The sequence below is a fragment of the Paenibacillus sp. FSL L8-0470 genome (assembly GCF_038008625.1).
In the GTDB taxonomy this organism is placed as follows: Bacteria; Bacillota; Bacilli; order Paenibacillales; family Paenibacillaceae; genus Paenibacillus_AQ.
The window spans coordinates 515,799-529,712 of the sequence record NZ_JBBOZM010000001.1 but is presented as its reverse complement, the minus strand read 5'-3'; the positions used below and the strand labels follow the sequence as shown (position 1 = coordinate 529,712).

The window sequence follows — 13,914 nt, the reverse complement described above, 5'->3', positions numbered from 1 at the left end:
TCAAATGCGATTTGCGCTCCTGTCTTCCAGCTCTATAGTAGGCTCTTCCAGGTCATATTCGGGCTTGTGTCCACATCTCTGCATCCGGATTTGTCCATAAGACACCGCCTCTTCATGAATATGGACTACCCTTTCATGAGGCCTGATTGTCTGCTAGCTGCGGAACGACTTCTCCCAGCTGTTATATTCCGCCTCTGCGGCATCCTTGGTATGTCCGTAACGTTCCTGCAATTTACCGACCAATTTATCCTTCTCTCCGTCAATTACGTCAAGATCATCGTCAGTAAGCTTGCCCCATTGCTTTTTGGCTTCACCTTTAAGCTGCAGCCATTTTCCTTTAACCACATTGTTATCCATTACATGTCATCTCCTTAGCCTTATTTAGGTATCATTTAGAAGCTCATGTCTAGTAAATACTTAACCGTGCTCCCCGGATATGAATCTGGACAGTCTGCGGAATGAAGTCGTATTTTGTCACATAATAGTCTTTTAAAATAGGTATCAATATATTATTAAAATTGATATAATCCAGATGTAAATTAATTTTTTGTTCATTAAGTGATTATTTTCACATGATTTTCCCTTCCCTTGTGCTAAAATGCCATCGAAGTAGAAACAAGATGTCTAAATTTTTTTATAATGCTGACCGATATATGTCAAGGTAATGCTACAATTAGGGTCTAAAGCCTTGGGTACACGTGACATATGTCATTTATAAAGTGATTTTTGTCACTTCCAACGACTATTAAAATGTTTTACATTTTAATATATATATTTTAAACTATTTTTGGAGGTCATATCAAATGAAAAAAGCTTCTGTAATCTTGTCGAGCGCTCTTGTACTCGGTACTCTGCTCGCAGGTTGTGGCAACAACAATGATGCTAACAACGCTGCACCAACTAATGCTCCTGTAGAATCTACTGCACCAGCTACCAACTCCGGCAGCAACACTGCTGGAACAGAGACTGGAAAATACAAGGACGGTACTTACTTCGGAACTATTGAAGCTGATGCAGAAACCGGCTGGCAAACTTACGCCCTGTTGACTGTAGAAGGCGGAAAAATCACCAAAGCGGATTGGAATGCTTTTAACGTTAAAAATGCAGGCGATCTGAAGAAAAAAGTTTCTGAAGATGGTAAATATGGTTTGGTTGAAAAGGGCGGCGCTCAATCCGAATGGCATGAGCAAGCAGTTAAAGCCGAAGCTTACCTGATCGAAAAACAAGATCCTGCAGCAATCACTGTTGATGCTGAAGGACATACAGATGCAATCTCCGGTGTATCCGTACATGTAAATGACTTTGTCGCTGCTGCTCAAGCTGCACTTGCTGCCGGTCCTGCCGAAGCTGGTGCTTACAAAGATGGCGGATATCATGCAGAAGGCGAAATGGATAAAGAATCCGGCTGGAAATCCACAGTTGACCTGACTGTTGCAAACGGAAATGTTGTTGCTGTTAAATTCAGCGGTTTGAATGCTGCTGGCGACGATAAGAAACAATTCTCTGTAGACGGCAAATACGGCATGAAAGCCGGCGGTGCTTCTGCTGAATGGCATGAAGAAATCGCATTGGCTGAAAAGTATTTCCTTGAAAACAAAGGTGCTGCTCCTACTTTGGATGCCGAAGGTAAAACAGATGCCATTTCCGGCGTATCTATCCACGTAGGCGAATACTTTACACTGGCAGAAAAAGCACTCGAAGGCGCGAAATAATAATTCGCACTCCTCTTGCAGCTAATCAGACGAATGAGGTGAGTTTCTCTTGAAGAAAATAGTCATTTTGGGCGGCGGCTACGGCGGCGTACTCACGGCTAAGAAACTGGCAAAGAAATTTAAGAACGACAAAGATGTAGAAATTAAACTGATCGACCGGAATCCCTATCACACTCTATTGACTGAGCTGCATGAGGTTTCAGCGAACCGCGCGCCCGAGGATTCAATTAAGATTGATCTGAAGAAAATCTTTGCAGGTCTTAAAGTAGATGTAGTTCTTGATGAGATCAGCAACATTGATTTCAAGAACAAGAAGCTTAAATCCGACAAAGCTACCTATGCTTATGATTACCTGGTAATCGGCACAGGCAGCAAACCTACTTTCTTCGGGATACCGGGAGCTGAAGAGAATACCTTCTCCTTCTGGTCCTATGACGACGCGGTTGCGCTCAAACGTCAAATCCGCGACATGTATACCAAAGCGGCTCAAGAAAAAAATGCGGCTGTACGCCGTTCCATGCTGACCTTCGTTATTATCGGCGCCGGCTTTACGGGTGTCGAGCTGGTTGGGGAAATGGCCGAACAACGCGAAGAATTGTGCAAAGAGTTCTACATCGACCCATCTGAAGTGCGGCTGATTGTAGCCGATATGGCTCCTAAGATCCTGCCTATCCTGCCGGATAAGCTGATCCAGAAAGCAGAAGCCCGCCTTCGCAAGATGAATGTAGAAATCGTTACAGGCGCCAAGATCACCGAGGTAGGCAAAGGCAGTGTAGCTCTCGGTGAGAAAAACATCGTGGATGCACAGACCATCGTCTGGACAGCCGGTGTTGAAGGCTCGGAAATCGTTGGCAACCTTGAAGTTCAGCAACAAGGACGCAAGCGGATTGTAACGAATGAAAACCTTGAAAGTGTAGACCACAAGAACGTATACGTTGTAGGGGATAACATCTTCTTCATCCCTGAAGGCGAAACACGTCCTGTACCACAAATGGTTGAGAACGCCGAACAAGCAGCTCCAGTCATTGCCGGCAACATTACCGCCGACATCAAAGGAACTGCCAAGAAAGCTTACAAACCAGGTTTCCACGGTACAATGGTTTCCATAGGCAGCCGCTACGGTGTGGCCAACGTCGGCCTCCCAGGCAAGCTGTTTATGCTTACCGGCTTTATGGCTATGCTCTCCAAACACTTTATCAATATGTTCTACCTGTCCCAGGTTGTTGGTTTCAACAAAGTCTGGACTTATATGATGCATGAGTTCTTCCATGTGGAAAACCGCAAGAGCTTCCTCGGCGGCCACTTCTCCAAACGTTCGCCGAACTTCTGGCTCGTTCCGCTCCGCATGCTTCTCGGGGGCATGTGGCTGTATGAAGGTATCGACAAGATGAAGAAGATATGGGAAGATCCGGATAAGATTTTCTTGATCCCTGCAGCACCATTCGCTACAGATGCCGCATCATCGGCCAGCGTTGCCGTTGATGCTGTAAAAGATACAGTAGATGCACAGTCAGCTGCTTCTGCAGTTACGACAGCCAAAGAAGCGGTTGAAGCTTTGCCGGTTCCAGGCTTCGTATATGATATTACGAACTGGTTCATGGATCTAATGTTCTACAACAATGACGGAACTTATACGTTCCTGGCTAAATGGTTCCAAATCGGTATGGTTTGTGCCGAAATCGTCTTTGGTATTATGCTTATCGTAGGTCTGTTCACAGCAATTGCTTCGATCGCTACCATCGGTATGGCCGTCATGATCTGGTCTACGAAGATGGCGTCGACGGAAATGCTCTGGTATGTTGGTGCGGCAATCGCCACAATCGGCGGATCCGGCAGCATCTTCGGTCTGGATTACTACGTTCTTCCTTGGCTCAAAAAACAGTGGAAAAGGATACCTCTCGTCCGGCGATGGTATCTGTATACCGACTGACGTTAGGCAGGAATGAAATACCGCTGCAGTTGAATATGATGTTCATAAGAGTAATGTGTCCCTAGGACACATTACTCTCCTTATTTACACAGGTGAAAGTATCTTTCACGTCCTAATTTGTATTTCCAGCAAGCAGGCAATGATTCAAGCAAACGCCTGTCTTTGTTTTAAACAATGGTTTTGTAGGGATAATCAAGGCTATGGTTTCTTCCGGCAAAACCGACAAGAAGGAGAGAATATGGTGAACAAACAACTCATTGAAGATACCTTCCGGCTATTGCAGACTGAAATGTCACCGATTGCCGGAATTCAATTGCATCTCTCTCCGGCAGAATGTGAGCAGCTGCTCCCGGTACTGGACCGCCATGATCTGGAATATAACCGCAAAGTCCATTTGCTAGGTATTTACACGATTCTTACCATGGCGGCAAGGCGCCATATGGAATGTGTCCCACATCATCCCGACCTGACCCGCAACATTTTGGATGGAGACTACTTATACAGCTTCTACCTTCAGTTTGCGGTGAAATGCCGCGAGCTGGATCTGGTTGCATATTTGGCTCCCTCAATCAAAAAAATGCAGATACGGCGTGCAAATGGAGACTTCACGGATCAAAATCCGGCTGCGGGAATTGAAGAATTCCTTCTCCAAGAGCAAAGGCAGCAGAACCGCACAAGCAAAGCCATTTGACAGGTGGGAATCTTACTATGAAGCTGCATGAAGCCTTGAATATAGACATTAATGAAATTAACCGCGAAATTGAAAATCTTGTAGCCCGTGACCGGGATGTGCCCAAAAAGTCACAGCTGGCCCAGAGTATTCTTGAGCTGATCGGCTCAGGCGGGAAACGCCTGCGTCCGCTGATGGTCATTGTGGGCAGCCGGTTCGGACGCAAGTTCCCAGGCCGCAGAGCGCTGCAATTATCCGCTGCTGCCGAGTTTATTCACGCGGCCTCTTTAATTCATGATGATATCATTGACGATGCAGAGCTTCGGCGGGGCGGGGCAGCGCTTCATACCAAAACCGGTGTATTATCCGCTGTGCATATCGGAAACTATATGTCCGCCCGCGTCATTGAGCTCTTAAGCAAATACACAGGTGACAAAAACCGCTACGTCCATGATCTATCCTCCGTAGCCACCGCTCAATTATGCCTGGGTGAATACCAGCAAATGGAGCATGCCTACGATTATGAGCTGACGTTTGAGCAGTACCTGGAGAAATCGCGCAATAAAACAGCGCTGCTGATGGCTACCTGCCTCAGGGTAGGCGCACTGTCCGCTGAAAGCACTGAAGAAGTGGCGAATCTTCTCTATGCCTTCGGTGAAGCGCTCGGAATGTCGTTCCAGATCCAGGATGATCTCTTAGACTTCACCCAATCTGCCGAGGTGCTTGGTAAACCGGCCGGAAGCGACCTGCGCAACGGTCAGGTAACCCTGCCCACCCTCTTTGCACTGCAGGACCCGGAGCTGGCCCCTCTCATCCGCAGGATCGGCCCCGGCTCATCCGGGAAGGAAGTCGCCGAGGTACTGGAGCTGATCAACCGCAGCGATGCCTTGTCCCGCACAGAGGACGTCAGCCAGAATTACCTGGATCAGGCCTCAGCCATAGTGCAGCAACTTTCCGGTTATCCGGCTAATGCCGACCTGGAGACGCTGCTGCAGTATTTTGCGGGACGTGACCGCTGAACTCCGGCTTAGAGATCCAATGGATGCTGAATAGAGCAAGCCAATTCCCTAAATACTATGTCCACATACAAAAGAGAGCCTCACAGCGGGCTCTCTTTTGTATGTATTCAACTGTCATGCTATTCTTCTTGGTGCTGTGATTAACTATCGGACTCCAGCGAAGTTATTTCGAGAATTAACTCAATATCCGCGCTCTATCGGACCGTAGTGCAGTTACTTTGCATTTTCGAAGCCCATCTTGCTGCTTTCTGCAGGAATAAGGTCTCTCCAGTCCGCGTGCAAAGGAAATGAGCTAAGATCAGGTGAATAGCGTCTCCCTAGTCCGAAACAGGAGTAAAGGAAAGCTGTCTGCTTTGAATCCTTCTTGCCCACGCAAAAAAAGCGCGTCAGCCTAAGCTTTCCGCGCTCTTCTGCCCCCCCCCCCCGCTGGGTAGGCATGTTGTCTTTTTTGAAGTTAACTGCCGGAAAGGTTAGGACGGAACGGAGCGGAATTTTGGAACTGGAGAAGCGTCAGCGTTCGCCTTTAACCTCGGATTCCTACCGCGATAAGTGGTTCCAATCAGGGAATCCGAGGTTAACAGCGATCGGAAGTCCAAATATTCCGCGTAGTGCAGCTCCTAACCGCCCCACCACCTAGTTAACGTAAAAATAATCAATCAGCGTACACAGCAATATCACCATACTGATCACCTGATTCAAATTATAAGAAGCCACCTTCATCAGCTTCCGGTTCGACGGCTTGATGATCTTATGCTCTGCCATCAGAAGCAGCGTGGCAATACCGATGCCCACAAGATACATCCAGCCCAGATCACGCCAGAGATAGAGGAACAGCAGCAGCAGGATCATAATGAAATGCAGGCCTTTGGAGATCCGCAGTGCATTTTCGAGCCCGAAGAAGCTGGGAATCGACCACAACCCGTGCCGCCGGTCAAAGTCGATATCCTGAGTGCCGTAAATGATGTCAAAGCCGGCAATCCAGAGCATCACGACTGTACCAATCACAAACGGCGTAAAAGCGATATTTCCTGTCACGGCGAACCAGGCACCGATCGGTGCCGAGGCAATGACAAAGCCTAGGTACAGATGGCTGAGAAAGGTAAACCGTTTCGTGTAGGAGTAAGTAGAGATCAGGACAATAGCCACTGGCGACAGCAGCAGACAAAGCAAGTTCAGCATACCGGCAGCGACTATAAACAGAGCATAGTTGATGACAATGAACAGGATGACTTCCTTCTCCTCAAGCAGCCGCTGCGGCAGATGGCGGTGCGCCGTGCGCGGGTTCTGTTTGTCAAAGGTGCGGTCCACCAGCCGGTTAAAGGCGTTCGCGCCGTTGCGTGCTCCGATTAACGCAATAAGCCCCCACAGCATCATATGGCCGGAGGGCCATCCCCCGGCAGCCCATACCATCGAGATGATCGCAAACGGCAGCGAAAAGAGCGTATGCGAGAACATAACCAGTTCGCTGAACATTTTCAGCTTGAGCGCGGTGGTTTTGAAAGCATTCAATATAACCATATCATTCTTCCTTCATCTTCATTTCCCGTGCCGCTGTGAGGCTTGAAGCAGCACTTCATTTAGTGCTTTTATCATACCATCAATATCTTCCGCTGTAACGATCAGCGGCGGTTGAAAGGCGAGAACATTACGGTTCACACCGTTTTTGCCGATCAAATAGCCACGGTCCTTCATCTCTTCCAGCACATCGTCCGTCAGCTCTGCCGCAGGAATGGCGTCGCTGCCTGCCAGCTCCGCCCCCAGCATCAAGCCGGTACCCCGCACATCGGAGATCAGTGCCGGATAACACTCCTGCAGCTGCTGCAGACCGCGCTTCAGCAGCTCCCCAAGCTCTGCCGCCCGCTCCGCCAGCCGTTCACCCTCAATATAATCCAATACGGCCAGTGCCGTAGCCGCTGAGACAGGATTGCCTCCGAAGGTGGAGGCTGAAGGCCGGTTCAACGAGGCGGCAATTTCATCCGTAGTCGCGAAGGCAGCCACCGGAACCCCGTTGCCCAGCGCCTTGGCCATGCTGATGATGTCGGGAACCACACCGAAATGCTCCATGGCGAACATGACTCCGGTGCGGCCGTAGCCGGTCTGAATCTCATCATCAATCAGCAGCACACCGTATTGGTCCAGCAGCGCCTTGACTTCGCGGAAATACCAGGAGACCGGCATAATCATGCCGCCATTGCCCTGAATCGGTTCGACGATCATCGCAGCAATGTGTTCCCCTTTCTCCTGCAGCACATGTTCGAGGTTCTGGAGCGACCGCGCCCCGGCCTCTTCCAGCGTAAGTTCAGGATCATACGGGCGTGCAATGAACGTTACATCCTCATCCAGATACTTGTCGGTTCTCCACATTTGGAGACCAGTGACGCTCATCGTAAGATTAGTCCGTCCGTGCAGCCCGCTTTCCAGGGCAATGAATCCCTTGCGTCTGGTATGCATTCGGGCCAGTAGCAAAGCCCCTTCATTGGCCTCTGAGCCGCTGTTGACGAAGAAGGTCCGGCGCAAGCTGCCCGGCAGCAGCTGTTCGAGCCGTTCCGCCAAGTCCACACCCGGCTGTGTAAGGTAGACCGTGGATGTGTGCTGGAGCTGCTGAAGCTGCTCGATCGTGCGGGCTGTAATCGCCGGGTTGCAGTGCCCACAGGCCACGACAGATACCCCGGCGAAAAAGTCCGTATATTGCTTGCCGTTCTCATCATAGACAAACTGCATGCTTCCGCGCACCAATTGCGGCGCATCACGGTAAAAGTGTGCGGTGCAGGGATAGAAATACTGCTTTCTTTTAGCGGCTACCCCATCTCTTCCAATGAATTGCTGTTGTTCCATCTATGGTCCCTCCCCTTCTGCTGCTCATCTATAACTCTCTTAATATGGAAAATAAATCAGTGCAATAGTTTGTGAAAAAAATAACTTATCACTCTAGCATATACTGTTAAAATTGCTATCCAGAAACACTTAAAAATTCAACTATCAATTAAACTGTAGCGAACCCAGGGTATAACCTGCATACACCGGCTTCAAACCGCCGAGCAGCTCTTGCTTTTCCAAAGAACCGTTGATTGCTGCCTGATAGGCCTTAATAATACCGCGCAGCTCTTCCACACTATAGGTCGCTCCTTCAATCCGCAAGCTGGCAATGCCAAGGCCCTTCATCTCCTCCACCATAGGCAGATAGCAAAGCTCCTTGGAGAACAGCAGGTGGCAGCGGCCATATTGGTCACGATACACCGGATTCTCACCTTTATCCGTCTTCAGCACAAGTACCTCATTGCTTACAAACAGGTTGTCTTCTTCACCAATCGGCTCCATTACCTCGGTATTCTCGAACAGATCATGCTCCATATACATCAGCGCCGGTGTGCCGTGAACGACAACTTCGAGCGGCAGCTCGCAGCCGGAGGTAAAGGATGCAAAATGCTCCATCGTCATTTCCGGTGAAACCGTTAGCTTAGCCAGTCCCAGTCCGGCATACAGCCCGGCAGAAAGATGGTTGTATACATTCAGATTGGCGTCCCCGATCATCGGGTATCCCGTCTGGGCGAAACGGCGAATCGCTCCAAGGTTCGTAATCAGCAGCCCGTCAATCGGCAGGCGTTCCCCGCTCAGCAGATGATCGTATTGATCAAAATGCAGCTCCGTCATCATCCGCGGCATCCCGAGGTAGAGCTTAGTCTTTCCTTTTAAGGCGCCAAGTTCCTTAATGTCCTGCTTCGTAAACGGACGGTCCGGCTCGAATACATCACCTGGCAGATATAAATGATCAACACCCAGCTCAAGCACCAAACGGGCCTGCTCCATATTATTCACGCGTACCGCAAGCTCCGGTTTACTTTGCTCACTGCGTCTGCCTTCCGCAAGCCGCTCGCGCAGCTGCATTACCCGGTCCACCGATAGCTCCCGCTCTGCAGTAGGTGTACTGAATACCTTGCCTGTACTGTAAAATTTGCCTGTACCTTCATAGCGGCGGTTGATGTTCGCCAGTCCCGGCTTGCCAAAAGCATACGCGGTGGAAAAGTCACGTTTCCGGTTTTGGTGCAGCATCTTGGTATCTACGGTACGGTCAAAACCGATTGGATCCTCAATATAACGGTCAATGGCTTCACCATAGCTGTTCGCGAGCATCACCATGAACTCTTTGTCGCGCATCCGGCCCTCAATTTTAAAAGAAGTAATGCCTGACTCAATCAGCTCCGGGAGATGCTCATACATGAACATGTCTTTGACAGCCAGCGGATATTCAGCCGGGAAGACATAGCCGTCTTTCTTGATCCGGTAATCCCAGCGGCAGGGCTTCATGCATTTGCCCCGGTTGCTGCTCATGCCGAAGACCTGGGAGCTGAAATAGCAGTTCGCCCCGTGCACAGAGCACATGTCTCCGTGAATGAAATACTCCAGCTCCATGCCGCTCCGCTGCCCCAGCAGCTTTGCCGTCTGCAAATCCATCTCACGCGAGGTGACCACCCGGCTTACCCCAAGATCACGCAGCGCATAAACCATCTCCAGATTGTGCACATTCATCATCACCGAGGCGTGAACCGGAAGCGTAAGCTCCATCTCGCGGATCAGCTCCAGCACAGCCATATCTTGAACGATCAGCGCATCGGGATGAACTCCGTCGAGAAAACGAAGATATTCTCTGGCTTCCTCCACATCATCCTCACTGAACAGGTTGTTTACCGTAATATATACTTTTTTGTCCAGGCTGTGGGCGATCGCAAGGGCTTCAATAATCTCCTCATGAGACAGGTTGTAGCCTTTGCGCATCATTCTCATGTTCAGCACAGGACCGCCAAAATAGACGGCGTCACATCCCGACTGCACCACTTCCTTGAAAATTTCAAACGTTCCCGCCGGTGCCAGCAGTTCGATTTCCTTGCCATTAAAATAACGTGCCATTTTTGTTTCCCCCTAAAATTACAATAATGCTACTGCAACTCCCATGATGATGAACATAGCGACAAAAACAGTATCGGCCCAGCCCCACCTGAGGCGGTGATACCGGCTGCGCGGCGCATCCATGCGGAACCCGCGGGCTTCCATGGAATAGACCAAATCCTGAGCGCGCCGGAAGGCGCTGGAGATTACCGGCACAAGCAGCGAGACGAGCATCCGCCCTTTTTCCTTAAGCGGCAGCTCCTTCAGGTCGGCTCCGCGTGAGGCTTGCGCCTTCATGATGATCTGCGATTCGTCAAGAATCGTCGGAATGAAGCGCAGGGCGATGCTGATCATCAGCGTAATCCGTTCCGGCGACAGCCCCAGCTTTTTGAACGGGGACAGGATGCCCTCCAGACCCCGGTTCAGCTTCGCAGGATTTGTAGTGAAGGTAAGCAAGGCCGTGAAGGTGATCAGGAAAAACATGCGGATGACGGAAAACGCGGCCAGCCGCAGCCCGCCTTCATGCAGCGAAAAGGAGCCGATAGAGAAAACTGCATCGCCCTCCTTAACAGTCAGGGCCTGAACGACAAAGATAAACAACATTAAATAACGCAGCGGCTTGGCCGCTTTGACGAAATATTTAAGCGATATTCGGGTTGATGCCATGACCGCTATCGAAAATACGGCCAGCAGCGCCATCGCCATCCAGGAATGCGACAGTAAAATAACAACTAAATATAAGATCATCCCGATGATCTTGGCCCGGGCATCCAGCTTGTGCACCCAGGAGCCGGTCTCAATGCTGCGCCCGAGCAGCAGCCGATCATTCATAGCTATCCCTCTTTCCTGCAAGGCCCGGGCCCTCCGCTGCTCCAGGCAGCGAAGCAATCAGCTCGGCGAGGCTGCCCGCGGTCAACCGCGGCTTCTCCCCCGCAAGACCGAAGCGGTCGGCAACCGCCCGCCAGTAACGGAGCGACTGCGGCACCGTCAGGCCGCAGCGTTCCAGAATATCCGAATCGGCAGCAAGCTCCTGGCTACTGCCTTGAAAAGCCAGCTCGCCTTCCTTAAGCAGCACCCAGCGGTCGGCATAGGGAAGCAGCTCATCCATCCGGTGCGTCACGATGATAATTGTCCGGCCCTGCTCACGGCAGAGCCGCTCCAGCAGCCCGATCAGCTCCGCCCGGCTGATCGGGTCGAGTGTCGCTGTCGGTTCATCCAGCACAACGATATCCGGGTCCATGGCCAGCACCGAAGCGATGGCCGCCTTGCGCATCTGTCCACCGCTTAGACGGAACGGATTGCGCTCCAGCAGTCCAAGATCGAGCCCCATGTCCGTCATCGCCTTGCGCGTGCGCTCTTTGGCTTCTTCAAGACTCATGCCAAAGTTAAGCGGGCCGAAGCACAGATCCTTCTCTACCGTCTCCTCGAACATCTGCTGCTCGGGAAACTGAAAAACCAGACCGACCCGGCGGCGCAGCGGCAGCAGCTTCGGAGATTTCTCGCCGGCGCGGATAGTCACATCAAGGACACTGACCGTCCCCTCCGTCGGCTTCAGAATTCCGTTGAACAGCTGCAGAAGTGTCGATTTCCCCGAGCCGGTTGCCCCGGCAATGCCCACCATCGATCCACTGGGGATGTTAAGATTAATCCCGTCCAGCGCTGTCTGCCTCCAAAGGCTCCGGTCCGCGTAGGTGTAGCTTACTTGTTGTAGTTGTATGGCCATAATGTGTCTATAAGCTCCTTTTCACTGGCGGGAACATCCACCTTGATCCCCAGGTTCTGCAGTTCACGGGCAAGCTGCCAAGGATACGGCTCCCGCAGGTGGCACTTCTCCAGAAGCTCTTCATTCCGGAACAATTCCGCAGGGGTTACATCTGCGGCCAGTCCGCCCCCGTGCAGGGCCAGCACACGATCCGAGGCCAGGATTTCATCAGCATCATGTGTAATCATGAGCAGGGTATAGTTCCCTTCCGCGCGCATATCCTGCAAAATGCCCATCAACTCGTTCCGGCTTCCTTCGTCCAACATAGAAGAGGCCTCGTCAAAGATGACGATGCCTGGCTTCATGGCTAGAATGGAGGCAATGGCGACCCGCTGCTTCTGGCCGCCCGACAGCTCGCCGGGATGCTTGGCCAGCAGATGGCCGATCCCCAGTTTCATGGCATAGGATTTCAGCCGTTCCTCCATCTCCGCGTGGGGTAAACACAGCCCCTCCAGGCCGAATACGATGTCTTCCTCTACCGTTGCCCCGATAAACTGGTTGTCAGGGTTCTGGAACACCATGCCAATGCACTGACGGATCGTTCCAATATTCTCTTCCTGCAGCTTATGGCCGCAGATGAAGATATCTCCGCCACTTTTAGGCAGCAGGGCATTCAGCAGCTTGACCAGCGTTGATTTGCCGCAGCCGTTCGGTCCCACGATGCTTACCCACTCACCCTGCCGGATAGACAGTGTGATATTCTGGAGGATCGGGTGCTCGGGGTCATATCCAAACGATACGCCTGCCAGTGAGATCACTGGCGGTTCCGTTCCAGCTTCCAGCTCATTATTAAATTCATTCATGTTAGTCATCCTTCCCAGCTAGTGACCCGTTCCGCCCAAGAACTCTTCAAACAGCGATATTTTGGATAACGAGGCTACCACATACCGCACCGCGAAACCGACGACAATCCCCGTGACCACTCCGGTAATCAGCAGCATCGGAAAGTAGTAGAACGTGCTCGATGATTTCAACACTATGGAAGCGGCGAGCAGCTGCCCTGTGTTGTGAGCCAGTCCGCCGGCAATACTGATCCCAATGACACTGAGTCTTTTCCCGCCAAACCGGACGAGCAGGTACATGACTACAAAGCTGAACAACGAGCCGAACAAGCTGAACAGCAGACTTGAAAAGGTACCCAGCAAAAATGCGGTAAGCAAGGTCTTGAGGATTACCAGTACAAATGCGTCACGTGCGCGCAAAAAATAGATGCAGGTCAAAATCATAATGTTGGCAAATCCCAGCTTGGCACCGGGCATCAGCCCCATCCCTGCGAGTGGAATCTGAGCTTCCACAATACTCAGCACAACCGCCACCGCGGCAAAGAGCGCTACAATCACCGTTCTTTTCAGGGCTGTTGAAGACTCACTACTGGACATAGGCATCTATATCATCTCCTCCCGACGCGCCTGCAATTTCTACTAATACCCTGTGCGGCAAACAGACGATCGTCTGCTTGGGCAAGGTAATAAACCCAAAACCAAGACAAACCTTGTCGGGACAGTCAGCGTCATACATTTCAATACCATAATCATGCACTTTTAAAAGGTTATACCCGCGATCGGTACGGACTTCTACCGTTTGTTCTTCCTCTGTAAGCTGAACCGTCTTGAACAGCTTGCCGTCCACCATTATATTGGCCACAAGATTTTTCCCCGGGCCGCCTTTATCGTCTGAAAACCACCTCGGTGCAAGAAAAGCGAGAGCGGCAATGAGCACGATGGAAACCAGCAGCACATCTGCGCGTTTCATAAAATTCTCCCTTATTTTTTAATTAAAATCCAGACTTAATAATTATAACGGTCTACCCTCAATCCTTCAATGAATGTAGTCGTTAATTGTCGGTTTTAAAGACCAGTTCACAAAATAGGCACTCAACGAGAAGCGGATACCCCCATAAATTGGATGGTATCCGCTTCCGCAAGAAATATTAGGAT

Annotated in this window: 13 protein-coding genes; 4 read left to right on the top strand and 9 right to left on the bottom strand. The window is 50.8% G+C overall.

What is annotated here, in order from left to right; all coding sequences use genetic code 11:
* Positions 1-153: 153 nt before the first annotated feature.
* A complete protein-coding gene (locus NST99_RS02425) occupies positions 154-357 on the bottom strand; it encodes a CsbD family protein (RefSeq protein ID WP_038585347.1) in 204 nt (67 codons plus the stop codon).
* Between the two features lie 446 nt (positions 358-803).
* Here NST99_RS02425 and NST99_RS02420 point away from each other — a divergent pair, with 446 nt between their 5' ends.
* The 4 genes from NST99_RS02420 (at position 804) to NST99_RS02405 (ending at position 5,331) form a co-directional block, all read left to right on the top strand.
* Positions 804-1,712 carry an FMN-binding protein gene (locus NST99_RS02420; protein ID WP_341089507.1) on the top strand — a complete coding sequence of 303 codons (909 nt, stop codon included), beginning with the start codon at positions 804-806 and terminating at the stop codon, positions 1,710-1,712.
* Positions 1,713-1,761: 49 nt separating this feature from the next.
* The gene (locus tag NST99_RS02415) at positions 1,762-3,642 is read left to right on the top strand and encodes an FAD-dependent oxidoreductase (RefSeq protein WP_038585341.1); all 1,881 of its coding nucleotides are present in this window, start codon (positions 1,762-1,764) and stop codon (positions 3,640-3,642) included.
* A gap of 241 nt (positions 3,643-3,883) precedes the next feature.
* The gene (locus tag NST99_RS02410) at positions 3,884-4,333 is read left to right on the top strand and encodes a hypothetical protein (protein WP_341089506.1); all 450 of its coding nucleotides are present in this window, start codon (positions 3,884-3,886) and stop codon (positions 4,331-4,333) included.
* A 17-nt stretch (positions 4,334-4,350) separates the two neighbouring features.
* A complete protein-coding gene (locus NST99_RS02405; protein WP_341089505.1) occupies positions 4,351-5,331 on the top strand; it encodes a polyprenyl synthetase family protein in 981 nt (326 codons plus the stop codon).
* A gap of 633 nt (positions 5,332-5,964) precedes the next feature.
* Here the strand turns inward: NST99_RS02405 and NST99_RS02400 are convergent.
* The 8 genes from NST99_RS02400 to NST99_RS02365 form a co-directional block, all read right to left on the bottom strand.
* Entirely contained in the window at positions 5,965-6,849 is an 885-nt protein-coding gene (locus NST99_RS02400) for a UbiA-like polyprenyltransferase (protein ID WP_341089504.1), read from the bottom strand.
* Between the two features lie 18 nt (positions 6,850-6,867).
* Positions 6,868-8,166 carry an aspartate aminotransferase family protein gene (locus tag NST99_RS02395; RefSeq protein ID WP_341089503.1) on the bottom strand — a complete coding sequence of 433 codons (1,299 nt, stop codon included), beginning with the start codon at positions 8,164-8,166 and terminating at the stop codon, positions 6,868-6,870.
* Between the two features lie 144 nt (positions 8,167-8,310).
* On the bottom strand, positions 8,311-10,236 hold the full coding sequence (locus NST99_RS02390; protein ID WP_341089502.1) for a peptidase U32 family protein: 1,926 nt from the start codon (positions 10,234-10,236) through the stop codon (positions 8,311-8,313).
* Positions 10,237-10,254: 18 nt separating this feature from the next.
* Positions 10,255-11,046, bottom strand: a complete 792-nt coding sequence (locus tag NST99_RS02385) for an energy-coupling factor transporter transmembrane component T family protein (RefSeq protein WP_341089501.1) — start codon at positions 11,044-11,046, stop codon at positions 10,255-10,257.
* Positions 11,039-11,938: an energy-coupling factor transporter ATPase gene (locus NST99_RS02380; RefSeq protein ID WP_341089500.1), complete on the bottom strand. Its 900-nt coding sequence runs from the start codon at positions 11,936-11,938 to the stop codon at positions 11,039-11,041. The genes NST99_RS02385 and NST99_RS02380 overlap by 8 nt, the downstream gene beginning before the upstream one ends.
* Positions 11,914-12,780, bottom strand: coding sequence for an ATP-binding cassette domain-containing protein (locus NST99_RS02375; protein WP_341089499.1), 867 nt, complete (start codon positions 12,778-12,780; stop codon positions 11,914-11,916). The genes NST99_RS02380 and NST99_RS02375 overlap by 25 nt, the downstream gene beginning before the upstream one ends.
* An 18-nt stretch (positions 12,781-12,798) precedes the next feature.
* Complete coding sequence (locus NST99_RS02370) at positions 12,799-13,362, bottom strand: Gx transporter family protein (RefSeq protein WP_076113706.1); 564 nt, start codon at positions 13,360-13,362, stop codon at positions 12,799-12,801.
* Positions 13,346-13,729, bottom strand: coding sequence for a NusG domain II-containing protein (locus NST99_RS02365; RefSeq protein ID WP_341089498.1), 384 nt, complete (start codon positions 13,727-13,729; stop codon positions 13,346-13,348). The genes NST99_RS02370 and NST99_RS02365 overlap by 17 nt, the downstream gene beginning before the upstream one ends.
* Positions 13,730-13,914 lie beyond the last annotated feature (185 nt).